The following is a 25,382-nucleotide window of genomic DNA, read 5'->3' on the forward strand; positions in this document are numbered from 1 at the left end:
GCCGGCGGTTTCCGCATGCAGCACAACGAGGTCAGCGCCGGCCCTCACCGGGCTGGTCTGGCCAGGGCTCGCCCGGCCGACCATTACGATGATCATTGCCCCGGTAATCATTACCGCGATGGTCTTCGCCCTTGTGCCAGCCATTATCGTGACCATCGTGGCCATGTGGGTGCTCACGCTGATAGCGTGGGGCATATTCCTCGCGGTACCACTGGTCCTGCACAAAATACACCCGCCGGTCACAAGCGTGGTAACGGCTGCAATAACGATCCCAGTGGCGGGCATGTCCCGGTGGAACACGCAGATAGATGGGCGGCTGGGCCACCACCACCGGACTGACAATCACCGGCTGCGGGTATAGCAAGACCGGAGGCGGATAATTACCGATATCCAGCTGGCCGTAAAAGCCCGGTTCACCGATATTGACTGAAATGCCGACATTGGCAGCGAGTGCCGGTGCCGTGGCACCCAGTGCCAGCAGAAAAAATAGCAGACGGTTTCTCATGGCATGCATCCTGTGAAGTTGAGATTGAGCCAGCCGCCGACACACCTGCACTGCCGGCGAACACGCACAAACGATAACTTCATCCTAGGCGTAAGACGTAAGAAAGGGTTAAGACAATCATTGCAATTTGTTGCCAGCACACGATGCTCAACACAAATTCATCAAGCCGGCAGCGCCAGCGCGTAATCCACAATCAGCGGCGCATGGTCGGAGAACTTCTCCTCCTTGTACACCGAGGCAGCTTTTGCCAACGCCATCAGTGACGGTGTAACGATGTGATAGTCGATGCGCCAGCCCACATCCTTGGCATAAGCCTGGCCGCGGTTGCTCCACCAGCTATAGCCGGGGAGATCCGGATACAGGCTGCGCCAGACATCGCACCAGCCCACCCGGCTTAGCAGGTCTGTCATCCAGGCCCGCTCTTCGGGCAGGAAGCCGGAATTTTTCAGATTGCCCTTCCAGTTTTTCAGATCGATTTCATTGTGGGCAATATTCCAGTCGCCACAGATTACGATATCCCGCCCGGCAGCTTTCAATTGCTCCAGATGTGGCATGAACACATCAAGAAACTGGAACTTCACCTGCTGGCGTTCATCACTGCTGGAGCCGGAAGGCAGGTAGAGCGACACCACACTCAGATTACCGAAATCCAGCTGCAGGAAACGGCCCTCGGCATCGATCCAGTCCACCCCCAAGCCTTCCACCACCCTGTCGGGCTGGCGGCGGGTGTACACCCCCACGCCGCTGTAACCCTTTTTCTCGGCATAGTGGAAGTAGCCAGTCATGCCATCGGGCGCGCGCATGCGCTCGCTCAGGTCCCCCGCCTGTGCCTTAAGCTCCTGTACACAGACAAAATCGGCAGCAATGCCGGACAACCAGTCAAAAAAACCTTTCTTGTCCGCCGAGCGGATGCCATTGAGATTGGCTGAAACGATTCGAAGCAATGCAGTCTCCTGTGCTATCCTTGCCGGCAAATTTTCCAGCCGTTCAGATAGTTAACTAGTCTCTATGAGGAATGATATGAGCGATTTCCGCCAAGATTTTATCCGTTTTGCACTCGACAAGCAGGTATTGAAGTTTGGCGAGTTCATCACCAAGGCCGGGCGCAAATCGCCGTATTTCTTCAATGCCGGCCTGTTTAACGACGGTTTGTCCACCTTGCACTTGTCGCGTTTCTATGCCAAGTCGATAATGGCAAGCAATATCGAGTTCGACATGCTGTTCGGGCCTGCCTACAAGGGTATCATCCTGGCCGCCGGTGCCACCATGGCCATGGCCGAAGCAGGCCGCAATGTGTCTTTTGCCTATAATCGCAAGGAAGCCAAGGATCATGGCGAAGGCGGCACCCTGGTTGGTGCCCCCCTGCAAGGCCGCGTGCTGATCATCGACGATGTGATTTCCGCCGGTACCTCGGTACGGGAATCGGTCGAGCTGATCCGTGCCGCCGGAGCTACACCTGCCGGGGTGGCCATTGCACTGGACCGCATGGAACGCGGTACTGGCAGCCTGTCTGCCGTGCAGGAAGTGGCCCAGCAATATGGCATGCCGGTTGTGGCCATTGCCACCCTGAAAGACCTGCTGGGCTTTCTGGAAGACAGCCCGGAACTGGCGCAGCATCTGGCTGCAGTACGCGACTACCGCGCCCAATATGGAGTGAATGATTAAATGACCAAGCATCTTCCTGCCTTGTTGCTCTTGCTGGGTTGCGGCACTGCCATGGCTGATGGTGCGCTGTACAAGTGGGTGGACGACGCAGGCAAGGTGCATTACAGCGACTCCGCCCCGCTGCAGAACCAGAAGCAGGGGGTGGCCGAACTGAGCCGACAGGGTACCGTTCGCAAGCAGGCAGAAAGCGAGCAGGCCCGCCGCCAGCGCGAAGCCAGCGAAGCCCAGCACAAGCAGGAGCAGCAGCGCCAGCTGGATAGCGCCCGTTACGATAAGGGGCTGCTGGAAAGCTATCGCAATATCGACGAATTAAAAGCTGACCGCGAAAAACAGCTGAGCATCCTGCAGGCATCGCTGGATGCCCAGTACTCACGCCTGAAATCTCTCAACCTGCAACTGCGCGACATGCTCAAGGAGCAGGATGTCAGTCAGAAAATGCACCGCCCGGTACCGGCTGGCCTGCAACACAATATCCAGGTGATTCAGCAGGAGCAGAAAGGCCTGGGTGCGCAGCTTGCCACCAAGCAGGCTGAATTCAACAGCGTGCGTCAGAAAATGCAAGAAGACATTACGCGCTACCAGCAGATCACCCGTAGCAGACAGTAAATGAAAAAAGCCGGAAGATTCCGGCTTTTTTCATCCTATCGAACAGCCATTCACTGACCGCCAGCGTCCTTGCGCTTCCAGGCCTCATCCAACTGCTTGGTTTGCTGTTGCATCTGCTGTTTTGCCGCAGCATCGGCACTGCCAGCCGCAGCCAGCTCATCCGTAGCACGCTGTACCGCCGCCTGGGCATCTGCCAGACGCTGGTCTGCCTGCAACTTGGCAGCCTGGGCTTGCTTGAGCCGCTCTACCGCCTGCTCCTGCATATTATTGGCCTGCTGATAGGCCATCTGCGCCGACAGCAATTGTTCATCGACCGTCTGCGCCAACAGTGGCAGCGGAGCAGCCAGCAGCATCACAAAGGCAAAATGTTTGATCATTGGCCGGACCCTCTCACAGGTATTCTTGACTCTGTCATTATCCACACCCACAGCCGGCTTGACGATATCACCATGTCAGATCGACAAAACAAAAAGCCCGGTCAGCTTGCCGACCGGGCTTTTTGTACTATCTGGTGGGTTGTGAGTGGCTCGAACACTCGACCTACGGATTAAGAGTCCGCTGCTCTACCAACTGAGCTAACAACCCGTGTAAAACGGTGGTGGGTCGGGCGAGATTCGAACTCGCGACCAACGGATTAAAAGTCCGCTGCTCTACCGGCTGAGCTACCGACCCGATCTTGCTTGACGGCAAAACCGGAAAACTTGGTGGGTTGTGAGTGGCTCGAACACTCGACCTACGGATTAAGAGTCCGCTGCTCTACCAACTGAGCTAACAACCCGTGTAAAACGGTGGTGGGTCGGGCGAGATTCGAACTCGCGACCAACGGATTAAAAGTCCGCTGCTCTACCGGCTGAGCTACCGACCCGATCTTGCTTGACGGCAAAACCGGAAAACTTGGTGGGTTGTGAGTGGCTCGAACACTCGACCTACGGATTAAGAGTCCGCTGCTCTACCAACTGAGCTAACAACCCGGGTAAAACTGGTGGGTCGGGCGAGATTCGAACTCGCGACCAACGGATTAAAAGTCCGCTGCTCTACCGGCTGAGCTACCGACCCACGAAAGAGTTCGCAACTATAATAAAACAGCCTTTTTCAGTCAATACTTTTACCGAATTAATTTGAAAAAACCGGGGCATAGACCAGAAATTCATGCTAAACGGCTGGAACTCAGCCGCATTGCTGCAAGTCGAAAATTATCCTGCCACCTGGCCGGCATCTCTTGAAACCACCGCCTGCGATACCCATGTCAGATAAGCGGGCAAGCCCTGCGTGACTGGCACTGCGACGATTTCCGGCACATCATAGGGATGCAATGCCAGCAGACGCTGTTGCAAAGCCGCATAGCCTGCTTGTGTCGTCTTGATCAGCAAGGGAATTTCGCTGCTTTCTTCCAGCAAGCCTTGCCAGATATAAACCGACCGACAGGCGGGCAGGATATTGACGCAGGCAGCCAGTTGCTCCTGCACCAGAACATGAGCAATGTGTTTGGCCGTTGTTTCGTCCGGCACATTGCAAAACACCATCAGATAATTCATACGGATACCTTGATTCGATGCGCGCCATTTTATTGCTGTTACTGATTTATCCCCTGCTGGAAATCGCCACCCTGGTTACCCTGGCCCATCATCTTGGTGGTGGTGTGGTGTTCCTGCTGGTGGTGGCCAGCAGCATGCTGGGCATCTGGATGCTGCGCAACCAGAAGCTGGGCGCTCTGCTTACCTTGTCCAGCGTGTTGCGCCAGGGCCAGCAGGTGTCGCTATACTCATTGCTGTGGCCACTGCGCTATGCCCTGTCTGGGTTGCTGTTCGCCATTCCGGGTATTCTGAGCGATTTGCTGGCCATCCTGCTGTTGCTGCCATTCAAGGGACCGACCCTGAAGAATGTGGGCAGCCCGACAGCAATGGCTGATGATGTGATCGAAGGCGAATTCAGCCGGGTTGAGCCCAAGGGCAATGATCCGCGCCGTATTCACTAAAGTAACGGTGCTTACTGGACTTGCAGCAGCTGCAGTACCGCAGCTGCATCCAGCGCCGTAGCAATGGACACCACCTTGTGTCGGCTTTTGTCTCCGGCCTGCAGGCTGACCGCCCGCTTGCCAACCGAAAAGCAGTCGGCCAGCCATGCCAGCAAAGCTGCATTGGCCTTACCATCAACAGGGGGGGCCGCAAGACGGATTTTCAGACAGTCGCCATGTTCGCCGGCGACTTCGGTTTTTCTGGCACCGGGCTGCACGTGCAGAGTAAGTCGTACCACACTGCCATTACAGACCAGCCAGGGTTTCATGGTGATTTTTCCGCAAAAGGGCAATTCTAGACCAGAACTGCCGCAGGCCGGCAAGCCCAGCCCGCAGACATGGCCTGGCGTTCCCATCAATCAGGAGTTTGCATATGGATATCGGCATCAACGAACAAGACCGCCAGGACATTGCCCATGGCCTTTCCCGGCTGCTGGCTGACACTTACACCCTGTACCTGAAAACCCACAATTTCCACTGGAACGTCACCGGGCCGATGTTCAACACCCTGCACCTGATGTTCGAAACCCAATACAACGAACTTTCACTGGCGGTAGACCTGATTGCAGAGCGCATTCGCGCACTCGGCCACTTTGCACCGGGCAGCTATGCCGACTACGCCAAACTGACGGCCATTGCAGAAGCCAGCGGCGTGCCGAAAGCGGAAGAAATGCTGGCCCAACTGGTGGATGGCCATGAAATCCTCTGCCGTACAGCCCGCAGCATCTTTCCGCTGGCCGACCGTGCCGCGGATGAGCCCACCGCCGACCTGCTGACCCAGCGCCTGCAGGTGCATGAGAAAACCGCATGGATGCTGCGCAGCATGCTGGACAAGTAAGCCGTCAACACCAGTAGAACGCCGTGCAATGCACGGCGTTTTTTCTGGTACTTCCTCAGCCATGCTAAACTGCTGCAGACCTATGGAGGCCGCCGTACACCCATGACCGCCCATCTGCGCACCCCGGTCAGCCGCAATCCGCAGCTGACACTATTCATCATGATTGCTGCATCGCTGCTGGCACATGTGCTGCTGTTCGGCTCCAGCATGATTAGATGGGTACGTCCGCTGCAATTGCCAGACAGCCACACCATCAGCGTCAATCTGGCAGCCCAGCCCAGCCTGGCCCCGCCGGATACCCGCCGCCTTGGCCTGGACAATAACCAGGGCAGCGGCAACACCGAGCAAAAACACAAGCAGGCCAGCCATCGCCAGTCCAACGAGCCGCCGGCTCAGACACCATCGGCATCGCTCGACGACAGCACACCACAGCCACGGCAGGTTCACACCATACGCCAGACGGTAGACAAAAAATCTCCGGCATTGCCTCCGCCCTCTGCCGAGTCCACTGACAAACCAGCTGCCCCGGTGAATTCCGGCAGCCTGCTGGCCCAGGTAGGCCAGCTCAGCGCCGTACGTGGCGACGTCACCATGAACGACAGCAGCCTGGAATCAGGCCGCAAGAACAGCAACGGCGACAGCACCCATCGCTACGAATGGTCCCGCTATCAGACCGACTGGCGACTGCGCATCGAACGGATAGGCAACCTCAACTACCCCGAGCAGGCCCGCCGGCAGAACATCCATGGCTCGGTAACGCTGGAAGTGACTGTTGCCGCCGATGGCAGCCTGCTCAAGTGCCGCATCCTGCGCGGCTCAGGGCAAGATGTGCTAGACGAAGGGGCGAAACGCATCGTGCAGATGAGCGCGCCATTCAGCCCCTTCCCGCCATCACTCGCGCCGCAGGGCTCCAAAATCATCGTGCAGACTTTCGCTTTTACGCGCGACAACCAGATTTCCAGCCATTAATACAAGGATTCACCATGTTTGAAGTCAACCGCAGCATTGCCCTGATCCGCCCGCGTGCACCCTTTCTGGCATGGCTGCAGCAACTGCCGGGCGAGCTGGATGGCCAGCTGGAGCTGGAAGCCCTGACCCGGGACTGCAATGCCCTGCTGATTCCGGCCGCTGACGATTATGAATCCGCCCATGATTTTGTATTGCAACACTACCGTATGCTGTTTCAGGCCGAACTGGCCGACTGGTGCGATGACGAAACACTGTGGCCGGAGCAACTGACGCCGGCCCTGTTCCTGGAGTGGTTCGATGTTGAAATCCACTCCGTTCTTACCGATATGGTCGAGACGCCACTAGAGCGCGAGCCATTCGTTCCGCTGGACCTCAATGCCGAGGATTGAGACCCAGCTTCACACCGAGGGGAAACACATGACACATGAAACACGCATCAAGGTCCGGGGCTATCATCTGGATCTGTACGGCCACGTCAACAATGCCCGCTACCTGGAGTTTCTCGAAGAATCGCGCTGGACCTTCTTCGAAGAACGCGGCGATCTGCCGTGGTTTTTGCAGTCCGGCCTGGCACTGGTGGTGGTGAACATCAACATCGACTACCGCTACCCGGCCACCATGGGCGACGAGTTGGCCATTGCCACCTCGGTCAAGACCATTGGCAGCCGCAGTGCAGTGATGCACCAGCGCGTTACACTGGCTGGCAGCGAAAAGCTTGTGGCCGAAGCCGATGTCACCTTCGTGGTATTTGACGCCAAGCAGAACAAGGCGGTAACGCTTGAGGGACAATTGAAGGAACTCTTGCAGTCCATGCAAGACCAATAATGCCGGAGGCCCCGCCAATGCGGGGCTACCGTTTTTCCACCATTCGGATTACCACGCATGAAGAAGGCTCTGCTCTCACTCCTGGCCCTTGCCGTCGTCGGCCTGATTGCCTACACCACCCTGTTCGACCGTAATGCAGCGCCACAGGTCAGCTATACCTCGCTCAGCGGCCAGCAGGCCGATACCGCCTCGCTCAAGGGCAAGGTGGTACTGGTGAATTTCTGGGCCACCAGCTGCCCGGGCTGCGTGGAAGAAATGCCCGAAATCAAGAAGCTGTACCAGCAATACGGTGCGCGGGGACTGCAAATCATGGCGGTGGCCATGAGCTATGATCCGCCCAATTACGTGCAGGCTTTTGTGCAGAAAAACCAGCTTCCCTTCTTCGTCGCCCTAGATGGCCAGGGCAGCATTGCCAAGGCCTTCGGCGATATCCAGCTGGCACCCACAACTTTTCTGATCGACAAGCAGGGCAATATCCTCAAGCGCTATGTCGGGGTAATGGATTTCAAGGAAGTCCATCAGATCCTGAACCAGCAACTGGGCGCCTGAGCCCGGTCAGCAAAAAGCCCCGCCAAAGCGGGGCTTCAGGCTGCTGGCATAGTAATCTGGTTCGATTGCACTGGACCCGGAAAAGCCGGGCCTTTCGACTAAGCTATTTCTTCCGCAGCCTTCCCATCGATTCCCTATCCCCCGCCCTTACCCTGCCAATTGAAGAGAAGACGTGAGCCTCGTTTTCTTTTCAGGAAGCGAGAGAGGGTTCTTCAACGCACCGCACATACCGGACAGTCAGGATCGCGGCTGAACTTCATCTGGCGGAATTCGCCGCTCAGCGCATCGTACAAGGTCAGGCGGCCAAGTACCGGCGCACGCCCTGCCAGCAGTTTCACCGCTTCCACTGCCTGCAAGCTGCCAATCACTCCCACCAGCGGTGACAACACGCCAAAGGTCGCACACGGGCCATCGGATGCCTCGCCCTCCTCGGCAAACAGGCAGTGATAACAGGGCGAACCCGCCACGCGCGGATCAAACACCGCCAGCTGTCCGGCAAAGCGTACTGCCGCACCGGATACCAGCGGCACCCCGGCAGCCACGCTGGCGCGGTTCACCGCATGGCGGGTGGTGAAATTGTCCGAACAATCCAGCAGCAGATCATGCAGGCCGGCCTCCTGCAGCAGCCGCTGGGCATCCAGCCGCTCGCCCAGCGCCCGCACTGCGATGTCCGGATTGAGTGCCAGCATGCGGGCACGGGCCGACTCAGCCTTGTTCTGCCCCAGTGATGCCATATCGTGCACCACTTGGCGCTGCAGATTGCTCAACTCCACCACATCATCATCCGCCAGCGTGATATGGCCAACACCGGCACTGGCCAGGTACAGCGCCACCGGCGAGCCCAGTCCGCCGGCACCAATCACCAGCACCCGGGCCGCTGCCAGCCGCTGCTGGCCTTCAATATCGATTTCCGGCAGCATGATATGCCGGCTGTAGCGCAGCAGCGCCGCATCGTTCAGATCTGTCATGGGGTCAAAGCTTAGTCAAATCGGCAGGCCGGCGCCATAGTTCCTGCGAGCTAGCCGGAAAAACAAAACGCCAGCACAAGGCTGGCGTCGATATGAGCTGTACAAGGATTACTCCTCGACCACCTTGCGGGCAAACTTGATGCCCAGCTGCTTGAGCTTGCGGTACAAGTGGGTACGTTCCAGGCCCACTTTCTGCGCAACCCGGCTCATATTGCCGTTTTCCAGCGAGATGTGGTACTCGAAATAACGACGTTCCAGCTGTTCACGCAATTCGCGCAAGGGCATGTTGAAGTCGAAACCCGACTCTTCCACCGGTTTTTCATGGCGGAACTGCGCCAGTACCTTGTTGACTTCCGGTGCGTCCACATCATCCGACTCGGAGGTCAGCGCCAGGCTCTTGATGATGCTGCGCAGCTGTTCCAGATTACCCGGCCAGTCATACTGACGCAGGGCATTCAGCGCCGCGGTGGTCAGTTTCTTGTTGGGGATCTGCCGAGACTCCACCAGCTCGATCAGGATCTGTTCGGCGATGAAGATGATGTCCTCCGCATGCTCCCGCAGCGGTGGAATCGGCACGATCACGCTGGACAGCGCCGTCAGCAGGCGGTTGTCGCACTCCGGATCGACCAGCAGTTCCTGCAAGGGGCGGCTGCAGGAACACAGCAGACGCACATTGAAGCGGTCCAGCTTGGACAGCAGGAACAACAAGCCCTGCTGCACCCGGCGGTTGTACTGGCCGATTTCCGGCAGAAACAGCACACCGTTATTGGCTTTTTGCAGCAATTCCAGCGGCGCATCGGCCAGTTGTTCCGGCTTGGCCGGCGTCACCCAGGGCGTGTTGCCCTGATGGAAAAAACGCGCCACCAGTTCGAATCCGGAACCCGGTTCGCCGGTAAGCAATACCGGGGACTTGACCTTGGCCACCCGCTCCAGCTGGCGCTTGAGCTCCTGAATCGGCTCGCTGCGGCCCAGTTTGTCCAGGTTCAGCGAGGTATTGGCCTGCATGTCGCCATACTTCAGTGCCCGTTGCACCGTGGTAAGCAGCTTTTGCAGGGCAATCGGCTTTTCCAGGAAATCGAAAGCCCCGATACGGGTTGCCTCTACCGCAGTGTCGATACTGGCATGGCCAGACATCATCACCACCGGCATGTTCAGTTGGCCGGACTTGGCCCATTCCTTGAGCAGGGTGACCCCGTCGCAGTCCGGCATCCAGATGTCCAGCAGCACCAGCGCGGGACGCGTCTGGTTGCGCAACTGCCGGGCTACCTCGGCGTTTTCCGCCAGGGCAACCGTGTATCCCTCATCCTGCAGGATCTCCGAGAGCAGTTCACGAATTCCGATCTCGTCATCAACAATCAATATATCGCTGCTACGCATTAGGCCTCCAGCAATGGCAGGGTGAGAAGAATTCGCGCGCCTTGCTGCTCGCCATTCCCCAATGTGACCTGACCATGGTGTTCCTCCGCTATTTTCTTCACCACCGCCAGTCCCAGCCCCGTACCCTTGGGCTTGCTGGTCACATAGGGCTCGAACGCGCGTGGCAGGAGCTCGGCCGGAAAGCCCGAACCATTGTCCTGCACGCAGACGACCGCGTTTCTTCCTTCTTGTCGGCTGCTAATGTGAATCATCGGGATGTCAACGTCAAGGACCGCATCCTGCGCATTCTGCATCAGGTTATGCAATACCTGCCGCAACAGTGCGGCATCCCCCATGATCATCAGCGGCCTGTCTTCCAGCTCAATCTTAACAGCCGGATTGGATTCGTACAGCGTGCTGACCTCACGCACTACCTGATTGAGATCAAGTTCACTGAGTTTGATGCGTGGTGCCCGGGCGTAATCGCGGAAGGCATCCACCATATTCTTCAGCGCAGCCACCTGCTTGATGATGGTGTCGGTGGAACGCTTGAGCATGTCGGCATCCGACCCGTCGAGCTTGGCAGTCAGTTTCATGGCCAGTCGTTCGGCCGACAGCTGGATGGGGGTGAGCGGATTGCGGATTTCATGCGCCAGCCGCTTGGCCACCTCGCCCCAAGCCGCATCCCGCTGCGCCCTGCCCAGCTCGGTAATGTCGTCGAACACCACAACATAACCGCTTCCGGAGCGTTCCGGCAAGCGGGCACCGCGTACCAGCAGGCTGCGTGGGCCATGACCGGTGACGTAGTCCAGCTGGGTTTGCCATTCTTCTTCCTGCTTGTTTTCACCATGTTGCAGCATGGTATCGACCAAGGGAATCAAGGCCGGAACCCGGGTGGACCACTGCTCGACCGGATAGGGTACCAGTTCGGAAAAATCGACGCCCAGTATGCGTCCGGCACTGGTATTGGCGGCACGCAGCTGCCAGGCCGCATCCAATGCAATCACTCCGGCAGAGAGATTGGCCAGAATGCTTTCCAGGTAAAGCTTGCCGCTTTCCAGGGCTTGCTGGGTCTGGTTAGCGGTCTGACGGGCCTCATCCAGCTGCTGAGTCATGCGGTTGAACAGGGTGGTGAGCATGCCCAGCTCGTCACGCCGGTATACCGGGTGGCGCTTGGAGAAGTCACCTTGCGCCACCGCGCGGGTACCGGCGGCCAGCTCGGACAGCGGCGCAGACAGACGCTCGGACAGGAATAGTGCAAATGCTAGCGCCGAGGTGAGCGCCAGCAGACAGGCCAGTGCCAGCGTCAACATGTAGAAGGTTTTCAGACCGTCACGTGACAACAGCAGCTGATGGTATTCGGATCGTGCAGTTTCAATTTGCTCGGCATCACGCGCAATGGATTGGGGGGCCGCCTGCACAACCTGCAGTACGCGCCACTCCCCTTCCGCGGTCCGGTACGACAGCAGCACGCGCAAGGCCAGCCCGCTGGCATCATTTTCGATCGACTTGCTGCTCTGGCGCAGTTTCAGGCCACGCAGGCTGTCCCGCGACGGCGGCAAGGGCAGCTGCTTTGCATTGCTGCTGGCAAAATTCAGTAACTGACCGGATTTGTTGAAGATGGCAACTTCGCGCAGCCCCAACTGCTCGCGCAAGCGCTCCAGCCTTGAGGGCAGCATGATGCCGGGCAGGCCGTCGATATCATCCAGCACCACGCGGCTCTTGCGGGCGACATCATCCAGCACGTAGTTGAGAGCACCCTTGCCCAGCTCGAGCCCACGATCCAGTGCGGACTCTACCCGGACATCAAACCAGCTTTCGATGCTGCGCGTCAGAAACTGGGCCGAGATGGTAAATACCAGCAGGCCGGGTACCAAGGCCACCACGGCAAACATCATCACCAGCCGCTGTGTCAGCTTGGCGCCGAATACCCGCCCCTTTACCCGCTGACGCAGACGTAGCAATTGCCGCCCCACTACGCCGAGCAGACCAACCAGCAACAGGCTGTTGAGCCCGAACACCCACCAGTAGTACTCGGCCAGCTTGGAAGCATTGCCGGTTGCTACGGCCAGCAGGTAGAGCATGATGGCTCCGAATGTCGCCAGGGCAATGGCGGCATAGCGCATCAGCTTGCTTCTTTCATGTTGATGGCCGTCCAGTTGGAGGACAGACTCCATTCACCCGAGCCCAATGCATTGAGCTGAAAGGGTTTGGGCAATTCACTGATATCCAGCACCAGCCGCACGCGGCCGGCCACGCTGCCCGGGCTGTGAGGGTCCAGCGCACCGCTTTGCAGCACACGCCAGTCCTGGATAGACCCCAAGGCCCCCATGGCTTCGGCGAGAGAACGGTAATAATTTGAAAAACTGCCGATGGTGACACGGTAACGGCTGGTCAGCGACTGATAGGACAGTTTGAAAGTGAGACTGGCGTGGGGTTCGAACCACTCTTTGAGATTGAGGTAATACGCGGTGCTGCGGGGCCGGGTAAGTTCGAACTCCAGACGGAAGGTCAAGACAACGCCCTGTGCCAGAGCATCATTCAGACTGCTGGAAAGCTTGGTTTGAAAGCGGGTGCTGAGTGAGAGCTGACCATCCTGCGTCAGCTCAGCATCGGCACGACGCGCCAGAATGCCGTCGGCCTGTGCCGTAGTGACGGCACAGACCAGTAGCCATAACACCAGGCTAATGTTTCGCAAGCAGCGCGTAATAGAAACCGTCATGACGCTCACAGGGCAACAGCTGTTGCTGGTTCAGGCATTCGGCATCGGCATGGCGTGCCAGGAAAGCCTCCAACTGCTGCTGGTTTTCTTCCGGAAAAATCGAGCACGTAGCGTATAGCATTTTCCCGCCGGGCGCGAGTAGCCCCCATAGCGTGTCAACCATTTGCGCCTGCTGTCTTGCCAGCGCGGCAAAGTCGCCCGGGCGACGCAGCCACTTGATGTCCGGATGACGGCGCACCACACCGGATGCCGAACAAGGTACATCAGCCAGAATGCGGTCGAAGGGCTTGCCATCCCACCAGTCGGCGACCTGTCCGGCATCGGCAGCATGCAGGCTGGCCTGCAAGCCACCACGCTGCAGGTTCTCGGCCACGCGGACCAGCCGTTGCGGGTCGATATCCAGTGCGGTCATGTTTACATCCGCCAGTTCCAGCATGTGGCAGGTTTTGCCACCGGGTGCAGCACACGCATCCAGCACGCGCTGACCGGCCTGCAGGTCGAGCAGACAGGCAGCCTGCTGCGCCCCCCAGTCCTGCACCGACACCACGCCGTCGGCAAAGCCCGGCAGTTCCCGCACATTGACCGGCTTGTCCAGCAGGATGCCGCCCCGCTCGTCCAGCGCGGTGGCTGCCATCCCCAGGGTTTCCAGCTGTGCAAGATAACTGGCCACCGAGCTTTTGCGGGCGTTGACGCGCAAGGTCATCGGCGGATGGCTGTTATTCCACTGCAGGATTTCCGACCATTCTTGCGGATAAGCCTGCTGTACAGCCTTCACCCACCAGCGCGGATGATTGGTAGCCGCTTCCAGATCCTTGTCTGCCAGACGCAGCATTTCCTCACGCTGGCGCAGGAAATTGCGCAGCACGCCATTGACCAGGGCTTTGAATTTGCCGCGTGCCAGGCGCTCGGATAGTTTGACTGCCTCGTTGACGATGGCGTAATCCGCCGCACGGGTATACACCAGCTGATAAAGCGCCACCAGCAGCACCCGTTCCAGCTGTGGTTCCGGCAGGGCCTTGGGTACCAGCCGCCGCAGCCAGAAGCGCAGGCGGGCCAGCTGACGCAGGCTGCCATAGCAGATGTCCTGCAGGGCGGCGCGCTCTTGTGGCGTCAGTTCACTGCCCTGGCGCTGGGCTTGAGCCAGCGCCTCGGTCAGAGTATGGCCGGATTCCACCTGGCCCAGCACGTCGGCGGCCAGTTGCTGTATGCGATGCATGTCAAAACCTTGAAATGGCAAACGGCGAGCACTGCGCACTCGCCGTATGAAAACGGCCGGTGTCCGCCTGGCGGTACCGGCCCGTGATTTGTTCAGTTGCGCATGATACGTTCAGCCCACGCCGCGCGCCATAGCGTGCAAGCGGGCAATGCGCTCCTCAGTGTGCGGGTGGGTACGGAACAGCTCGCCCACGTCCAATCCGGCCAGCGGGTTGATGATCATCATCTGCGCGGTTTCCGGGTGCGCCTGCGCCGTGGGCATGGCGATACCTTGAGCGTAGTACTCGATCTTCTGCAGCGCTGCCGCCAATGCCAGTGGGTCACCGGAAATTTCTGCACCGCCACGGTCGGCTTCGAATTCACGGGCGCGGGAAATGGCCATCTGGATCAGGCTGGCCGCCAACGGTGCCAGAATGGCCAGCAGAATGCCGGCCAGCGGATTGACCGGACGGCCATTCTCATCGCGCCCGCCAAAGAACATGGCAAAATTGGCCAATGCCGACACGGCACCGGCCATGGTGGCGGAGATGGTGGAAATCAGGGTGTCGCGATGCTGCACATGGGCCAGTTCATGTGCCATGACACCACGCAGTTCGCGGTAGTCCAGCATGCGCATGATGCCGCTGGTTGCCGCGACGGCGGCGTGTTCAGGATCGCGCCCGGTGGCAAAGGCGTTGGGTTGCTCTTCGTGAATCACGTAAACCCGTGGCATAGGCAGGCCAGCGCGCTGCGCCAGCTCAGCCACCATGCCGTAAAACTCGGGGGCGGAGCGGGCATCGACCTCCTGGGCGTTGTACATGCGCAACACCATCTGGTCGGAATTCCAGTAGGCAAACAGATTCATCCCGCCGGCAAACAGCAAGGCCAGCAGCAGGCCGCTCTTACCACCGATCAGCGCACCGATCACGCCGAGAAACGCCACAAATCCAGCCATCAGCATGGCCGTCTTGAACATATTGTTCACACCACCCTCCTTTTGCTGTGACCCATACAGACGCTTACTGACCTAAGCGGGTTCCCACCAGCGCGGCACGACCAGCGGCAAAATCGCGTGCACTCAGCCGCTTGCCACCTGCTGCCTGTAGCTGGCTAAGCACTACCAGTCCGTCACCGCTGCCCACCACCACGCCGTCGGCATCGGCACGTAGCACCACACCGGCTTCGCCTTGGCCGGCAATGGCATGCGCCTGCCACAGTTTCAGCGGCTCGCCGCCCAGCTTGCTAAAAGCACCGGGAGCCGGGTTGTAGGCGCGGATGGCGCGGGCAATATCCGCAGCCGGCAGGCCCCAGTCCACTTCGGCCTCGGCCTTGCTCAGCTTGTGGGCATAGGTCACGCCGACTTCGGGCTGCGCTTGTGCCTGCAGTCCATCCAGCCCGGCCAGGGTGCTGACAATGGCCTCGGCACCGCATGCGGCCAGCTTGTCGTGCAGGCTGGCGGCGGTATCGTCCTTGGAAATGGCCACCGGATGCACCGACAGCATGGCGCCGGTATCCAGCCCCACATCCATCTGCATGATGGTGATACCGGTTTCGGTGTCACCTGCCAGGATGGCGCGCTGGATGGGTGCGGCACCGCGCCAGCGCGGCAGCAAGGACGCATGGATGTTCAGACAGCCGCGCGGCGGGATGTCCAGCACCGCCTTGGGTAGCAACAGGCCGTAAGCCGCCACCACCATCAGTTCGGCACCGATCTCGCGCAGCATGGACTGGGCTTCTTCGGTCTTGAGCGACAGGGGCTGCTCCACCCGCAAGCCGTGTTCCAGCGCCACTTCCTTTACCGGGCTGGGCTTGAGCTTCATGCCACGCCCGGCGGGGCGATCCGGCTGGGTCAGCACCATGGCAATCTCGTGACCGGCTGCCAGCAGGGTGCGCAGCGCGGCGGCGGCAAATTCCGGCGTACCGGCAAAAATCAGTTTCATCGTAAGCCCACAAGTAGAAAAGACAGGGCTGGCCTGTCCTTTTCAGAGGCACCGTCGCCTGCCTATGCAGACCGGTGCCATTTATCACATATTCTGTTTTTCGCGCTTTTTCAGCTTGGTGCGGATACGGCCCTGCTTGAGTTCGGACAGGTATTCGACAAACACCTTGCCGTCCAGATGATCGATTTCATGCTGGATGCAGATGGCCAGCAGGCCGTCGGCTTCCAGTACATATTCGGCACCGGTGGCATCCTGTGCGCGCACCTTGACCCGTTCGGCACGAGTCACTTTGTCGTAGATGCCGGGTACGGACAAGCAGCCTTCCTCATACACGGTTTCACCTTCTTTTTCGAGAATGACCGGGTTGATGAAGACGCGACGTTCGTTGTGCTCCTCGGAAATATCCATCACCACCAGGCGCTGGTGATAATCCACCTGGGTGGCGGCCAGACCGATGCCCTTAGCCTCGTACATGGTTTCAAACATATTGTCGATCTGGGTCTGCAGGGCTGCGTCAAAGGTCTCGACCGGCGTGGCCACGGTATGCAGACGCGCATCCGGATAATGCAAAATGTTCAGCAGCGCCATCGGTTTTCTTGCTCCAAGTTGTCGTAATGCCATCAGCACGTCGATAATAGATGTGTCTGACGCATGCTCGTTTGTCAAAGGAGCGCTCGCGGGCGCTCATTACACTCAATATTGGGGCACTTTTCATGCGTAAAAGTATTATATCGCTTGCTTTGGCTCTGGGACTGGCTCTCCCGGCTTTTTCCGACACACTGACCATCAAACCCGGCGCTCCGGCGCGCTATACCGTGGTCAAGGGCGACACGCTATGGGGTATTTCTGGCCGTTATCTCAAGAGCCCGTGGAAATGGCCCCGTCTGTGGCAGATGAACAAGACTGAAATCAAGAACCCGCACTGGATTTATCCCGGTGACGTACTGGTACTGACTTATGTGAACGGTCAACCGCGCCTATCACTGGAAAAATCCCGACAGGGTGATGTACGCCTGTCTCCGCAGGTGCGCATGTCTGACATCGACAAGGCTGTATCCAGCATTCCGGCCAAGGCGATCGAACCATTCCTGTACCGTCCACTGGTGGTCAATGAAGAAGAATTCGCCACCTCGCCCAGACTGGTTGCCGGTCCGGAAGAGCGGCTGGCATTTGGCACCGGAGACCGCGTCTTTGCCAATGGGGTGGGCGAGATGGGCAACTGGCAGGTCTATCGCGCCAGTAAACCGCTGATCGACCCCCAAACCAAGGAGAACCTTGGTTACGAGGTGCTGTATGGCGGCGACACCCAGGTGGACAAGTTGGGTGAGGAAATCCAGACCATGCACATTACCAAGGTAAGCAGTGAAATCCTGGTGGGCGACCGCCTGATCAAGGCTCCGAAAGACCAGTTTGTCAGCTATGTGCCGCACAGCCCGGATGGCAATATCCGTGGACAGATCATCTCGGTATACGACGGCGTGGATGGCGCGGCGCAATACTCCAACGTCGTGATCAACCGTGGCAAGCGCGAACAGGTAGAAGCTGGCGATGTGTTCAGCATCTACAAGAATGCCAAGCCTGTCACCCTGATCATGGCCGATGGTGAGAAGAAAGAAGTCACTCTGCCGGGCCAGACCATCGGCAAGATTTTTGTCTACCGGGTGTTTGACAAGGTGTCTTATGGGCTGGTACTGGAAAGCACCGATGCCACCAGCGTCGGAGATGTGATCGCACCACCGGAAGACGAATGAGCCAGGCCACGGAAGACTGGCTGTTGCTGGCGCTGACACCGGGCATAGGCCCGGCTGGCTTTCTCAAGCTGATTGCCGGCTTTGGCTCGGCCAGCCAAGCCCTTGCCGCCAGTACGGCGCAGACCACGCCCATTCTGGGCCAGGAAGCGGCATGCGCACTGCGCGACCGGCTGGCCGGCCCCTCCGTGGAGGCCGCACTGGCCTGGGCATCCCAACCTGACTGTACCTTGCTCAGCCTGCTGGATGATGATTATCCGCAGGCGCTGGCCGAAACAGCGTCGCCACCACCGCTGCTGTTTGCCCGTGGCCAGCGGGCATTATTGCAACGCCCCATGCTGGCCATGGTGGGCAGCCGCAGCGCGACCCCACCGGGAAAGCAGATTGCCGAAGACTTTGCCCGCCGGCTGTCCGCCCTGGGTTATACCATCGTCAGTGGCATGGCCAGCGGCATTGATGCCGCCGCGCACCGTGGTGCCTTGCAGGAAACCGGTTCCAGCATTGCTGTCATCGGTACCGGTATCGACCGGGTTTATCCGGCCAGCAACCGCGAACTGGCCCACCAGCTTGGTAGTACCGGCCTGATTCTGTCTGAATTTCCATTGGGAGCCGGCCCGCTCGCCAGCCACTTTCCGCGTCGCAACCGCATCATTGCCGGGCTTTCGCGCGGCTGCCTGGTGGTGGAAGCCAATATCAACTCCGGTTCGCTGATTACCGCCAGACTCTCCGGCGAGTACGGGCGCGAAGTCATGGCCATTCCCGGCTCCATTCACAATCCACAGGCACGAGGCTGCCACCGTTTGCTGAAAGATGGAGCCCGGCTGATCGAAACGGTGGAGGATGTCCTGGAAGAAGTGGGCCGACCGGCAGTAATCAGCCCGCAGCCACGGCTGGATAGCCACGTCGCCGAGCACCCGGTTTTGGCACTGCTGGGCTTTGATCCGGTCAGCAGTGAGACACTTGCCGTGCAACTCGGGTTGACGCAGGGGGAGCTTTACGCGATGCTGCTCGAGCTGGAGCTTGCCGGCAAGCTGGCCAGCTTGCCTGGCGGGCAGGTCCAGCGGCTGGTCTGACCCGGACCGGATCGTGTGGTAGCCCATTTGAAGAAGACCTGATGTTTGACGTTCTCACTTATTTGTTCGAGCAATACCGTGACCCGGACGCCTTTGGCGACCGCGGCTCCCTGATGCGCCAACTCGAAGCCGCCGGCTTCGAGGACGAGGAAATCAACGACGCACTGGACTGGCTGGACAATGTTGCCAATATGGTAGACGGCCTGTATGCCAGCGCTGATGATGCCTCCGGCATGCGCATCTACGCCGATGCCGAACTGGAACGCCTGCCCACTGAAGTGCGCGGCCTGATCCAGTTTCTGGAAGATCACGGTGCACTTTCGCCATCGCAGCGTGAAATGGTGATAGACCGCCTGTGCGAGCTGCCCGACGATGACATCAACGTCGGCTCAGCCAAACTGGTGGCGCTGATGGTGTTGTGGGCACAAAAGGCGGAATTGCCCATCCTCTTGGGGGAAGAACTGCTGGACGCCATTCACGGCGAACCGACCATGCAATAACTTGTCAGCATTGGCGGTACGGGCTTACCATCCCGCCTCGCCTGATGATAAAGGCAGGGAATTTTGCACAAGAGCGCCAAATGCGCTCTTGTTTTATTTGCGCTCTTGCTTTATTTGATAGATAGAACCGCTATCAGCCGGATGTTTCCGGTACACACTGAAACGAAAACATGCCCTCCAGCCTCTTGATCGTTGAGTCGCCATCCAAGGCAAAAACGCTGAAGAAATACCTGGGACCGGACTTCGAAGTCCTGGCCTCCTACGGTCACGTGCGCGATCTGGTACCCAAAAACGGCGCGGTAGACCCTGAAAAGGGCTTCGCCATGAAATACCAGCTGATCGCCCGCAACAGCAAACACGTTGATGCCATCGTCAAGGCAGTCGCCGAAGTCGACCATGTCTACCTGGCAACTGACCCGGACCGCGAAGGCGAAGCCATTTCCTGGCACCTGGTGCAAATCCTCAACAGCAAGAAGCTGCTGAAGGACAAAACTGCCCAGCGCGTGGTGTTCCACGAAATCACCAAGAACGCGGTGCTGGAAGCCATCGGCAATCCGCGTGAAGTGGCACAAGACCTGGTGGATGCCCAGCAGGCACGCCGTGCGCTGGACTATCTGGTGGGTTTCAACCTGTCCCCGCTGCTGTGGAAGAAAATCCGCCGTGGCCTGTCTGCCGGCCGGGTACAAAGCCCGGCACTGCGCCTGATCTGCGAACGCGAAAACGAGATCAAGGCCTTTGTGCAGCAGGAATACTGGTCGGTACACCTGGATAGCCACAAAGGCCGTACCAAATTTTCCGCCAAACTGACCCAGCTTGCCGGCAAGAAGCTGGACCAGTTCGACATTCCCAATGATGGCGAACACGCCAGCATTCTGGCCCGCCTGCAAGACCAGCCGGCCACCGTCACCAGCATCGAGAAGAAAAAGAAGTCGCGCAGCCCGGCTGCGCCCTTCACCACCTCCACGCTGCAACAGGAAGCCGTGCGCAAGCTGGGCATGACTACCGACCGCACCATGCGGACCGCACAGCAGCTGTATGAAGGTATCGACATCGGCCAGGGTACGGTGGGTCTGATCACCTATATGCGTACCGATTCGGTGGCGCTGGCCAACGAAGCCGTGGAAGAAATTCGTGCCTATATCGGCGACACCTTCAACAACGACTTCCTGCCCAAGAACCCGGTCGCCTACAAGAACAAGTCCAAGAACGCTCAGGAAGCGCACGAGGCCATCCGCCCGACCTCCATCCTGCGCACACCGGAATCGGTAAAACCCTTCCTCACCACCGACCAGTTCAAGCTGTACGACATGGTGTGGAAGCGTACCCTGGCCTGCCAGATGGCCCCGGCCAAGTTCGACACCACCAGCGTGGACATCACCATGGGCGAAGGCATCTTCCGTGCCAGCGGCCAGGTACAGACTTTTGCCGGTTTCCTGGCCGTCTACGAAGAAGACGTGGACGATGCCGAGGACGAGGACAATGCCAAGCTGCCACTACTGGAAGAAGGCGATAGCCTGCCGGTGGACAAGCTGTACGGCGAGCAGCACTTCACCCAGCCGCCGCCGCGCTTCTCCGAAGCCAGCCTGGTGAAGGCGCTGGAAGAATTCGGCATCGGCCGTCCGTCCACCTACGCCAGCATCATCTCCACGCTGAAGGACCGTGAATACGTCATTCTGGACAAGAAGCGCTTCCTGCCCACCGATACCGGCGACATCGTCAACAAGTTCCTGACTGAGCACTTCAGCCAGTACGTGGACTACAACTTCACCGCCAAGCTGGAAAACCAGCTGGATGACATCGCCAGCGGTCAGCGCGAGTGGGTGCCGGTGATGGACAGCTTCTGGAAGGGCTTCTCCAAGCAGATTGCCGAGAAGGAAAGCATTTCCCGCGCCGAAGTCACCACCGAAAGCCTGGACGAAGCCTGCCCCAAGTGCAGCAAGCCCTTGTCGATCAAGTTTGGCAAGCGCGGTCGCTTCATCGCCTGCACCGGCTACCCGGATTGCGACTACACCCGCAATATGGGCGAAACCGCCGAGCAGGCAGCGGAAGAAGCCGAAGCACCGACCGTGATTGAAGACCGTGTCTGCCCGGACTGCGGCGGCGCGCTGCACATCAAGAAGGGCCGGTACGGCAAGTTCATCGGCTGCGCCAACTACCCCAAGTGCAAGCACATCGAACCACTGGAAAAACCGCGCGACACCGGCGTGGAATGCCCGGAGTGCAAGGCTGGCCATCTGATCGAGCGCAAAAGCCGCTACGGCAAGCTGTTCTACAGCTGCAATACCTATCCCAAGTGCAAGTACGCCACCTGGAACCCGCCGGTCGCCGAGCCCTGCCCCAAGTGCAACTGGCCGATTCTCACCATCAAGACCACCAAGCGTCGCGGTACCGAGAAAGTCTGCCCGCAGAAGGAATGCGGCTACAGCGAGGTGATTGCCCCGCCGGAAGCCAAGCCGGCAGAAGAGTAAATGCTGACGGCAGTCGGTACGCCACAACGCCACCTTCGGGTGGCGTTGTTTTTTTGGCCATGGTACTGAAACCCCTGCAACAGGAAGGGCTACGCCATCAGCATTGGCAATCGGCTGATTTTATTGATCAATTTCGGAAAAGCCGCCATATAATTCGGAAATCAGGCTAAACCGTAAGCAGCCAAGCCGCCTGAAGGTTCCTGCGACGGGCCACATCCATTCCAGACAATACGCCGCCTCCATGTCAGGCGGCGTTTGCCGTTTCACGGGCCAGCGTGCCCGGGCAAAGCACACATCATGAAAACACACAGCAGCTTCTTTTTTACCGGTGCAACGGTACTCACCCTGTTCGGCCTGCTCAGCGGCCACTGGCTGATGCTGCCCATCGCCTTTCTCATTGCCTTTTGTGGCATGGTGGTGGCCGACCGCGAACAGCTGGCGGACATGGATGCCCGCACCGCGGCCATGCTGCTGGTGCTGCCCAGCCAGCACCCGCTGCTGCCGCTGGACCATTTTCACGGCGACGAGCTGATGTTCTATCAGGCCGGCAGCCCGGTATACCGGGTATTGCAGGCCAATGGTGCCAGCTGGGAGCTGGTGGGCGAGTATGGCAAGGTGGAAGATGACAGCGGCTGCATCCGCGTCTACCCCGGCTATCTGTATCGTCGCCGCTCATCATCGGTGCGTCAGGGCTGATCAGCTACCGAGGTTTTACCCTCCAACTCGGTATCGCGGATTTCCTTGCCCAGGAAAAAGTTGAGCGCAGTACGCAGCACGGCAATGGCGGCCAGCTTGCCGATCTGGTCCCAACTAGGTGCTACAGCGGTGGACAGGATGTCGGCCGCCAGCTGTAATTCCAGCGCCAGCGCCAGAAAGCGGGCAAAGCTGAGTCGTACCGCATTGAATTGCGCCATGCCCGGCTCAAAGCAGCGCTGCAGATAGCGCACCCCGGCCACCAGTACGCCGATGCCAATCACCACGGCACCGCTGGCTTCCACTGCCAGTTTCAGCCACAGCACCAGATTCAATACCAACTCTTCCACTCCGGATTCGGCGGGTGACAGCATGTCCTCTCCTTGCGCTTGATGTGGGCTCCCCAGCATACACGCAAGGCAGGGCAGTGCCAGTGGGCAGGCCATGTCGTGGACATGTTATGCTGCCGGTCTACCCTGTCCGACTGCTCGCATGCTGCTACTGAAACTGACGCTGGTTCCTGCCTTTCTCTACCTGCTGGCGCAGGTGGCCAGGTATTACGGGCCACCGCGTGCTGGCTGGATGGCGGGCCTGCCCGTGGTGGCCGGTCCCATCCTGTGGCTGTTGCTGCAAGAGCATGGCGCAGACTTCGCCACCCATGCCGCCATGCAAGCCATCGCGGCCATTGCCGCTTCCGAACTGTTCAATCTGGTATACGCCCGTTGCGCAGCCCGCTCCGGCTGGCCTTTGACGCTGACTGCCGCCCTGGGCGGCTGGTTGCTGGCAGCCATGCTGCTGCAGGCGCTGACACTGTCGCTGCCATCGGTCCTGGCCGTGGCCGGGCTGGCGGTGCTGATCAACAGCCGCTGCCTGCCCCGGCCAGCGGCAAAGGATGTGCGGGCGGCAGCAAACGAAACGCTGTGGCTGCGCATGCTGGCGGCAGCTGTACTAACCCTGCTGGCAAGTCTGGCCGCAAGCAGGCTGGGCGCACGCTGGAGCGGGGTGGTTGCGGTATTTCCGCTACTGGCGGTAGTGATGGCGGTGTCTACTCAGCGCATGCAAGGCACAGCGGCAGTACAGGTGCTACTGCGCGGCATGTTGCTGGGACGGCTGGGTTTTGCCGGTTTCTGTCTGACGCTGGTCTTGCTGCTGCCCCGGCTGGAAGGCAATCTGGCGTTTCTGCTGGCCGCACTGATCTCGATCGGCTTGCAGCTACAGTCCCGTCGGCTGTTGCCCGCCTAGTGGCCAAACAACACCAGCGACCACATGGCCGCCAGATTAATCAGGCCCAGCAACTGGGCGGCACTCCCCATGTCCTTGGCGCGCTTGGCCAGTGGATGACGCTCTAGCGAGGTATGATCCACCGCCGCCTCGATGGCAGAATTGAGCAGTTCGATCACCAGCGTAGCCAACGAACTGGCCACCAGCAGCGCACGGGCCAGCGGACTGGCCGGGACAATGAATAGTGCAGCAGGGATGAGGATGATGGCCAGTAAGGCCAGTTGGCGGAAAGCATCCTCATGGCGGAAGGCCGCCTTGATGCCATCCAGCGAATAGCCAAAGGCATTGATCAGCCGGCGAATGCCGGTCTTGCCCTTGAACGGGCTTTCCTCATGCTTGCTCATGTCGGGTCCTGTAGTTGCGCGGTGCCGTCTGGTCTGATGCCAGTCTGGCGAGCGGCATGTTAAGCGCTGCCGCCGTCATGGGCAAGCGCTGGCCATATTGCCATGCCAGCGGCGATGTTGCCGCCGGCAGATGACAGGCTGATGGCAGGACTCAGTGCTGGCAGGCCCGCTCCAGGGCATCGATATACAGACCAGCCACATTGATGTCGGTCTGGTCCATGATTTCGCGGAAGCAGGTGGGGCTGGTGACATTCACCTCGGTCAGATAATTGCCAATCACATCCAGCCCGGCCAGCAGGATGCCGCGCTTTTTCAGCTCCGGACCCACCGCTTCGGCAATTTCCCGGTCACGGGCACTGAGCGGACGGGCTTCGCCACGGCCACCCGCGGCCAGATTGCCACGGGTTTCGCCGGCGGCGGGAATGCGCGCCAGGCAGTAATCCACCGGCACACCATCAATCACCAGCACACGCTTGTCGCCATCGCGGATTTCCGGGATATAGCGCTGGGCCATGATGGTGCGCTTGCCACGCAGGGTGATGGTTTCCAGAATCACCGACAGGTTTGGATCATCCGGTTTCACCCGGAAAATGCTGTCGCCGCCCATACTGTCCAGCGGCTTGAGGATAACGTCCAGGTGCTGGCGGATGAAGGCCTTCAACCGTGGCGTCTCGCCGGTAATCATGGTGGGGGCCGTCAGCTCGGGAAAATTGAGGATGGCCAGCTTTTCGTTGAAATCACGTAGCGCCTGACCGCTGGTGAATACCTTGACCCCCTGCGCCTCGGCCAGGGTGAACAGCTGGGAGGCGTACAGGTATTCCATGTCGAACGGCGGGTCCTTGCGCATCACCACCGCATTGAAAGCGGTAAGCGGCTGGCGGTGCACGTCTTCCAGCTTGTACCAGGCCGGATGGTCGCCCTTGCGCTCATCGGTGATGGTCAGCCCGCGGGCATCCACCAGCAAGCGGCCGCCTTCCACCGACAGCTGGTGCGCCTGGGCATGGCTGATGGCATGACCGCGCCGTGCCGCCTCTTCCATCATGGCAAAGGTGGTGTCCTTGTAGATCTTGAACTGTTCCAGCGGATCGGCAATGAACAGGATACGCATGCTGCTCTCCAGGGTT

30 protein-coding genes and 6 tRNA genes are annotated in these 25,382 nt (G+C 59.4%); 14 read left to right on the forward strand and 22 right to left on the reverse strand.

What is annotated here, in order from left to right; genetic code table 11:
• Window positions 1–31: 31 nt before the first annotated feature.
• Both GSR16_RS18630 and GSR16_RS18635 read right to left on the reverse strand, forming a co-directional pair.
• On the reverse strand, window positions 32–505 hold the full coding sequence (locus GSR16_RS18630) for a hypothetical protein (protein ID WP_159879998.1): 474 nt from the start codon (window positions 503–505) through the stop codon (window positions 32–34).
• A gap of 161 nt (window positions 506–666) precedes the next feature.
• On the reverse strand, window positions 667–1,449 hold the full coding sequence (locus GSR16_RS18635) for an exodeoxyribonuclease III (RefSeq protein ID WP_159880000.1): 783 nt from the start codon (window positions 1,447–1,449) through the stop codon (window positions 667–669).
• A gap of 76 nt (window positions 1,450–1,525) precedes the next feature.
• On the opposite strand from GSR16_RS18635, the gene pyrE reads away from it, so the two are divergent.
• Window positions 1,526–2,170, forward strand: coding sequence for an orotate phosphoribosyltransferase (pyrE, locus tag GSR16_RS18640; RefSeq protein WP_159880002.1), 645 nt, complete (start codon window positions 1,526–1,528; stop codon window positions 2,168–2,170).
• Window positions 2,171–2,776 (forward strand): DUF4124 domain-containing protein, encoded by a 606-nt coding sequence (locus GSR16_RS18645; RefSeq protein WP_159880004.1) that lies wholly within the window; start codon window positions 2,171–2,173, stop codon window positions 2,774–2,776. It abuts the gene before it with no gap.
• A gap of 50 nt (window positions 2,777–2,826) precedes the next feature.
• Here the strand turns inward: GSR16_RS18645 and GSR16_RS18650 are convergent, their stop codons facing one another.
• The 8 genes from GSR16_RS18650 to cutA form a co-directional block, all read right to left on the reverse strand.
• On the reverse strand, window positions 2,827–3,153 hold the full coding sequence (locus GSR16_RS18650) for a hypothetical protein (RefSeq protein WP_159880006.1): 327 nt from the start codon (window positions 3,151–3,153) through the stop codon (window positions 2,827–2,829).
• A 132-nt stretch (window positions 3,154–3,285) separates the two neighbouring features.
• A tRNA-Lys gene (locus tag GSR16_RS18655) sits at window positions 3,286–3,361 on the reverse strand.
• A gap of 11 nt (window positions 3,362–3,372) precedes the next feature.
• Window positions 3,373–3,448: transfer RNA gene (locus GSR16_RS18660), tRNA-Lys, on the reverse strand.
• A 30-nt stretch (window positions 3,449–3,478) separates the two neighbouring features.
• Window positions 3,479–3,554: transfer RNA gene (locus GSR16_RS18665), tRNA-Lys, on the reverse strand.
• Between the two features lie 11 nt (window positions 3,555–3,565).
• Window positions 3,566–3,641: transfer RNA gene (locus tag GSR16_RS18670), tRNA-Lys, on the reverse strand.
• A gap of 30 nt (window positions 3,642–3,671) precedes the next feature.
• Window positions 3,672–3,747, reverse strand: a tRNA-Lys gene (locus tag GSR16_RS18675).
• 9 nt (window positions 3,748–3,756) lie between these two features.
• Window positions 3,757–3,832: transfer RNA gene (locus tag GSR16_RS18680), tRNA-Lys, on the reverse strand.
• A 137-nt stretch (window positions 3,833–3,969) separates the two neighbouring features.
• On the reverse strand, window positions 3,970–4,311 hold the full coding sequence (gene cutA, locus GSR16_RS18685; protein WP_159880008.1) for a divalent-cation tolerance protein CutA: 342 nt from the start codon (window positions 4,309–4,311) through the stop codon (window positions 3,970–3,972).
• Between the two features lie 17 nt (window positions 4,312–4,328).
• Between cutA and GSR16_RS18690 the strand changes: the two genes are divergently transcribed.
• Window positions 4,329–4,751 carry an FxsA family protein gene (locus GSR16_RS18690; protein ID WP_159880010.1) on the forward strand — a complete coding sequence of 141 codons (423 nt, stop codon included), beginning with the start codon at window positions 4,329–4,331 and terminating at the stop codon, window positions 4,749–4,751.
• Window positions 4,752–4,762: 11 nt separating this feature from the next.
• Here GSR16_RS18690 and GSR16_RS18695 read toward each other — a convergent pair whose 3' ends face one another.
• Window positions 4,763–5,059, reverse strand: a complete 297-nt coding sequence (locus GSR16_RS18695) for a DUF167 domain-containing protein (RefSeq protein WP_159880012.1) — start codon at window positions 5,057–5,059, stop codon at window positions 4,763–4,765.
• Window positions 5,060–5,163: 104 nt separating this feature from the next.
• Between GSR16_RS18695 and GSR16_RS18700 the strand changes: the two genes are divergently transcribed.
• The 5 genes from GSR16_RS18700 to GSR16_RS18720 all read left to right on the forward strand — a co-directional run bounded on the left by GSR16_RS18700 (window position 5,164) and on the right by GSR16_RS18720 (window position 7,971).
• Window positions 5,164–5,628, forward strand: a complete 465-nt coding sequence (locus tag GSR16_RS18700) for a Dps family protein (protein WP_159880014.1) — start codon at window positions 5,164–5,166, stop codon at window positions 5,626–5,628.
• A 102-nt stretch (window positions 5,629–5,730) separates the two neighbouring features.
• Window positions 5,731–6,597, forward strand: coding sequence for an energy transducer TonB (locus tag GSR16_RS18705; RefSeq protein ID WP_159880016.1), 867 nt, complete (start codon window positions 5,731–5,733; stop codon window positions 6,595–6,597).
• A 14-nt stretch (window positions 6,598–6,611) separates the two neighbouring features.
• Window positions 6,612–6,986 carry a VacJ gene (locus GSR16_RS18710; RefSeq protein WP_159880017.1) on the forward strand — a complete coding sequence of 125 codons (375 nt, stop codon included), beginning with the start codon at window positions 6,612–6,614 and terminating at the stop codon, window positions 6,984–6,986.
• A gap of 28 nt (window positions 6,987–7,014) precedes the next feature.
• Entirely contained in the window at window positions 7,015–7,422 is a 408-nt protein-coding gene (locus tag GSR16_RS18715; RefSeq protein WP_240902537.1) for an acyl-CoA thioesterase, read from the forward strand.
• Between the two features lie 57 nt (window positions 7,423–7,479).
• Window positions 7,480–7,971: a TlpA disulfide reductase family protein gene (locus GSR16_RS18720; protein WP_159880021.1), complete on the forward strand. Its 492-nt coding sequence runs from the start codon at window positions 7,480–7,482 to the stop codon at window positions 7,969–7,971.
• A 212-nt stretch (window positions 7,972–8,183) separates the two neighbouring features.
• On the opposite strand, the gene GSR16_RS18725 is transcribed toward GSR16_RS18720, so the two are convergent.
• The 8 genes from GSR16_RS18725 to def all read right to left on the reverse strand — a co-directional run bounded on the left by GSR16_RS18725 (window position 8,184) and on the right by def (window position 16,739).
• Complete coding sequence (locus GSR16_RS18725) at window positions 8,184–8,939, reverse strand: HesA/MoeB/ThiF family protein (RefSeq protein ID WP_159880023.1); 756 nt, start codon at window positions 8,937–8,939, stop codon at window positions 8,184–8,186.
• Between the two features lie 108 nt (window positions 8,940–9,047).
• Window positions 9,048–10,316: a sigma-54-dependent transcriptional regulator gene (locus tag GSR16_RS18730; protein WP_045846398.1), complete on the reverse strand. Its 1,269-nt coding sequence runs from the start codon at window positions 10,314–10,316 to the stop codon at window positions 9,048–9,050.
• Window positions 10,316–12,472, reverse strand: coding sequence for a sensor histidine kinase (locus GSR16_RS18735; protein ID WP_240902538.1), 2,157 nt, complete (start codon window positions 12,470–12,472; stop codon window positions 10,316–10,318). The genes GSR16_RS18730 and GSR16_RS18735 overlap by 1 nt, the downstream gene beginning before the upstream one ends.
• Window positions 12,421–13,017, reverse strand: coding sequence for a DUF4390 domain-containing protein (locus GSR16_RS18740; protein WP_159880025.1), 597 nt, complete (start codon window positions 13,015–13,017; stop codon window positions 12,421–12,423). Before GSR16_RS18740 ends, GSR16_RS18735 begins: the two co-directional genes overlap by 52 nt.
• Window positions 12,980–14,233, reverse strand: a complete 1,254-nt coding sequence (rsmB, locus tag GSR16_RS18745; RefSeq protein ID WP_159880027.1) for a 16S rRNA (cytosine(967)-C(5))-methyltransferase RsmB — start codon at window positions 14,231–14,233, stop codon at window positions 12,980–12,982. Before rsmB ends, GSR16_RS18740 begins: the two co-directional genes overlap by 38 nt.
• A gap of 111 nt (window positions 14,234–14,344) precedes the next feature.
• Complete coding sequence (htpX, locus tag GSR16_RS18750) at window positions 14,345–15,187, reverse strand: zinc metalloprotease HtpX (protein ID WP_159880903.1); 843 nt, start codon at window positions 15,185–15,187, stop codon at window positions 14,345–14,347.
• A gap of 43 nt (window positions 15,188–15,230) precedes the next feature.
• On the reverse strand, window positions 15,231–16,151 hold the full coding sequence (gene fmt, locus GSR16_RS18755; RefSeq protein WP_159880029.1) for a methionyl-tRNA formyltransferase: 921 nt from the start codon (window positions 16,149–16,151) through the stop codon (window positions 15,231–15,233).
• A gap of 84 nt (window positions 16,152–16,235) precedes the next feature.
• Window positions 16,236–16,739 (reverse strand): peptide deformylase, encoded by a 504-nt coding sequence (gene def / locus GSR16_RS18760; RefSeq protein ID WP_159880031.1) that lies wholly within the window; start codon window positions 16,737–16,739, stop codon window positions 16,236–16,238.
• A 125-nt stretch (window positions 16,740–16,864) separates the two neighbouring features.
• Between def and GSR16_RS18765 the strand changes: the two genes are divergently transcribed.
• The 5 genes from GSR16_RS18765 to GSR16_RS18785 all read left to right on the forward strand — a co-directional run bounded on the left by GSR16_RS18765 (window position 16,865) and on the right by GSR16_RS18785 (window position 22,636).
• Entirely contained in the window at window positions 16,865–17,902 is a 1,038-nt protein-coding gene (locus GSR16_RS18765; protein WP_159880033.1) for a LysM peptidoglycan-binding domain-containing protein, read from the forward strand.
• The gene (gene dprA / locus GSR16_RS18770; protein WP_159880035.1) at window positions 17,899–18,972 is read left to right on the forward strand and encodes a DNA-processing protein DprA; all 1,074 of its coding nucleotides are present in this window, start codon (window positions 17,899–17,901) and stop codon (window positions 18,970–18,972) included. Before GSR16_RS18765 ends, dprA begins: the two co-directional genes overlap by 4 nt.
• 41 nt (window positions 18,973–19,013) lie before the next feature.
• A complete protein-coding gene (locus GSR16_RS18775) occupies window positions 19,014–19,472 on the forward strand; it encodes a Smg family protein (protein WP_159880037.1) in 459 nt (152 codons plus the stop codon).
• A 170-nt stretch (window positions 19,473–19,642) separates the two neighbouring features.
• Window positions 19,643–21,940, forward strand: a complete 2,298-nt coding sequence (topA, locus tag GSR16_RS18780) for a type I DNA topoisomerase (protein WP_159880039.1) — start codon at window positions 19,643–19,645, stop codon at window positions 21,938–21,940.
• A gap of 297 nt (window positions 21,941–22,237) precedes the next feature.
• Window positions 22,238–22,636 carry a hypothetical protein gene (locus GSR16_RS18785; RefSeq protein WP_159880041.1) on the forward strand — a complete coding sequence of 133 codons (399 nt, stop codon included), beginning with the start codon at window positions 22,238–22,240 and terminating at the stop codon, window positions 22,634–22,636.
• Here the strand turns inward: GSR16_RS18785 and GSR16_RS18790 are convergent.
• The gene (locus tag GSR16_RS18790) at window positions 22,627–23,007 is read right to left on the reverse strand and encodes a DUF1622 domain-containing protein (RefSeq protein WP_159880043.1); all 381 of its coding nucleotides are present in this window, start codon (window positions 23,005–23,007) and stop codon (window positions 22,627–22,629) included. The two genes, GSR16_RS18785 and GSR16_RS18790, sit on opposite strands and share 10 nt — an antisense overlap.
• A 118-nt stretch (window positions 23,008–23,125) precedes the next feature.
• Here GSR16_RS18790 and GSR16_RS18795 point away from each other — a divergent pair, with 118 nt between their 5' ends.
• Complete coding sequence (locus GSR16_RS18795) at window positions 23,126–23,875, forward strand: hypothetical protein (RefSeq protein ID WP_159880045.1); 750 nt, start codon at window positions 23,126–23,128, stop codon at window positions 23,873–23,875.
• On the opposite strand, the gene GSR16_RS18800 is transcribed toward GSR16_RS18795, so the two are convergent.
• Window positions 23,872–24,258, reverse strand: coding sequence for a diacylglycerol kinase (locus GSR16_RS18800; RefSeq protein WP_159880047.1), 387 nt, complete (start codon window positions 24,256–24,258; stop codon window positions 23,872–23,874). The genes GSR16_RS18795 and GSR16_RS18800 overlap by 4 nt on opposite strands.
• A gap of 151 nt (window positions 24,259–24,409) precedes the next feature.
• Complete coding sequence (gshB, locus tag GSR16_RS18805; protein ID WP_159880049.1) at window positions 24,410–25,366, reverse strand: glutathione synthase; 957 nt, start codon at window positions 25,364–25,366, stop codon at window positions 24,410–24,412.
• Window positions 25,367–25,382: the final 16 nt, after the last annotated feature.

This window comes from Aquitalea denitrificans, from assembly GCF_009856625.1.
In the GTDB taxonomy this organism is placed as follows: Bacteria; Pseudomonadota; Gammaproteobacteria; order Burkholderiales; family Chromobacteriaceae; genus Aquitalea; species Aquitalea denitrificans.

What these genes read in the sequence shown, in the direction of transcription:
- GSR16_RS18630 (WP_159879998.1), bottom strand. Translation starts at nt 505, where the DNA reads ATGAGAAACCGTCTGCTATTTTTTCTGCTGGCACTGGGTGCCACGGCA.
- pyrE (WP_159880002.1), top strand. Translation starts at nt 1,526, where the DNA reads ATGAGCGATTTCCGCCAAGATTTTATCCGTTTTGCACTCGACAAGCAG.
- GSR16_RS18645 (WP_159880004.1), top strand. Translation starts at nt 2,171, where the DNA reads ATGACCAAGCATCTTCCTGCCTTGTTGCTCTTGCTGGGTTGCGGCACT.
- GSR16_RS18650 (WP_159880006.1), bottom strand. Translation starts at nt 3,153, where the DNA reads ATGATCAAACATTTTGCCTTTGTGATGCTGCTGGCTGCTCCGCTGCCA.
- cutA (WP_159880008.1), bottom strand. Translation starts at nt 4,311, where the DNA reads ATGAATTATCTGATGGTGTTTTGCAATGTGCCGGACGAAACAACGGCC.
- GSR16_RS18690 (WP_159880010.1), top strand. Translation starts at nt 4,329, where the DNA reads ATGCGCGCCATTTTATTGCTGTTACTGATTTATCCCCTGCTGGAAATC.
- GSR16_RS18695 (WP_159880012.1), bottom strand. Translation starts at nt 5,059, where the DNA reads ATGAAACCCTGGCTGGTCTGTAATGGCAGTGTGGTACGACTTACTCTG.
- GSR16_RS18700 (WP_159880014.1), top strand. Translation starts at nt 5,164, where the DNA reads ATGGATATCGGCATCAACGAACAAGACCGCCAGGACATTGCCCATGGC.
- GSR16_RS18705 (WP_159880016.1), top strand. Translation starts at nt 5,731, where the DNA reads ATGACCGCCCATCTGCGCACCCCGGTCAGCCGCAATCCGCAGCTGACA.
- GSR16_RS18710 (WP_159880017.1), top strand. Translation starts at nt 6,612, where the DNA reads ATGTTTGAAGTCAACCGCAGCATTGCCCTGATCCGCCCGCGTGCACCC.
- GSR16_RS18715 (WP_240902537.1), top strand. Translation starts at nt 7,015, where the DNA reads ATGACACATGAAACACGCATCAAGGTCCGGGGCTATCATCTGGATCTG.
- GSR16_RS18720 (WP_159880021.1), top strand. Translation starts at nt 7,480, where the DNA reads ATGAAGAAGGCTCTGCTCTCACTCCTGGCCCTTGCCGTCGTCGGCCTG.
- GSR16_RS18725 (WP_159880023.1), bottom strand. Translation starts at nt 8,939, where the DNA reads ATGACAGATCTGAACGATGCGGCGCTGCTGCGCTACAGCCGGCATATC.
- GSR16_RS18730 (WP_045846398.1), bottom strand. Translation starts at nt 10,316, where the DNA reads ATGCGTAGCAGCGATATATTGATTGTTGATGACGAGATCGGAATTCGT.
- GSR16_RS18735 (WP_240902538.1), bottom strand. Translation starts at nt 12,472, where the DNA reads ATGGAGTCTGTCCTCCAACTGGACGGCCATCAACATGAAAGAAGCAAG.
- GSR16_RS18740 (WP_159880025.1), bottom strand. Translation starts at nt 13,017, where the DNA reads ATGACGGTTTCTATTACGCGCTGCTTGCGAAACATTAGCCTGGTGTTA.
- rsmB (WP_159880027.1), bottom strand. Translation starts at nt 14,233, where the DNA reads ATGCATCGCATACAGCAACTGGCCGCCGACGTGCTGGGCCAGGTGGAA.
- htpX (WP_159880903.1), bottom strand. Translation starts at nt 15,187, where the DNA reads ATGTTCAAGACGGCCATGCTGATGGCTGGATTTGTGGCGTTTCTCGGC.
- fmt (WP_159880029.1), bottom strand. Translation starts at nt 16,151, where the DNA reads ATGAAACTGATTTTTGCCGGTACGCCGGAATTTGCCGCCGCCGCGCTG.
- def (WP_159880031.1), bottom strand. Translation starts at nt 16,739, where the DNA reads ATGGCGCTGCTGAACATTTTGCATTATCCGGATGCGCGTCTGCATACC.
- GSR16_RS18765 (WP_159880033.1), top strand. Translation starts at nt 16,865, where the DNA reads ATGCGTAAAAGTATTATATCGCTTGCTTTGGCTCTGGGACTGGCTCTC.
- dprA (WP_159880035.1), top strand. Translation starts at nt 17,899, where the DNA reads ATGAGCCAGGCCACGGAAGACTGGCTGTTGCTGGCGCTGACACCGGGC.
- GSR16_RS18775 (WP_159880037.1), top strand. Translation starts at nt 19,014, where the DNA reads ATGTTTGACGTTCTCACTTATTTGTTCGAGCAATACCGTGACCCGGAC.
- topA (WP_159880039.1), top strand. Translation starts at nt 19,643, where the DNA reads ATGCCCTCCAGCCTCTTGATCGTTGAGTCGCCATCCAAGGCAAAAACG.
- GSR16_RS18785 (WP_159880041.1), top strand. Translation starts at nt 22,238, where the DNA reads ATGAAAACACACAGCAGCTTCTTTTTTACCGGTGCAACGGTACTCACC.
- GSR16_RS18790 (WP_159880043.1), bottom strand. Translation starts at nt 23,007, where the DNA reads ATGCTGTCACCCGCCGAATCCGGAGTGGAAGAGTTGGTATTGAATCTG.
- GSR16_RS18795 (WP_159880045.1), top strand. Translation starts at nt 23,126, where the DNA reads ATGCTGCTACTGAAACTGACGCTGGTTCCTGCCTTTCTCTACCTGCTG.
- GSR16_RS18800 (WP_159880047.1), bottom strand. Translation starts at nt 24,258, where the DNA reads ATGAGCAAGCATGAGGAAAGCCCGTTCAAGGGCAAGACCGGCATTCGC.
- gshB (WP_159880049.1), bottom strand. Translation starts at nt 25,366, where the DNA reads ATGCGTATCCTGTTCATTGCCGATCCGCTGGAACAGTTCAAGATCTAC.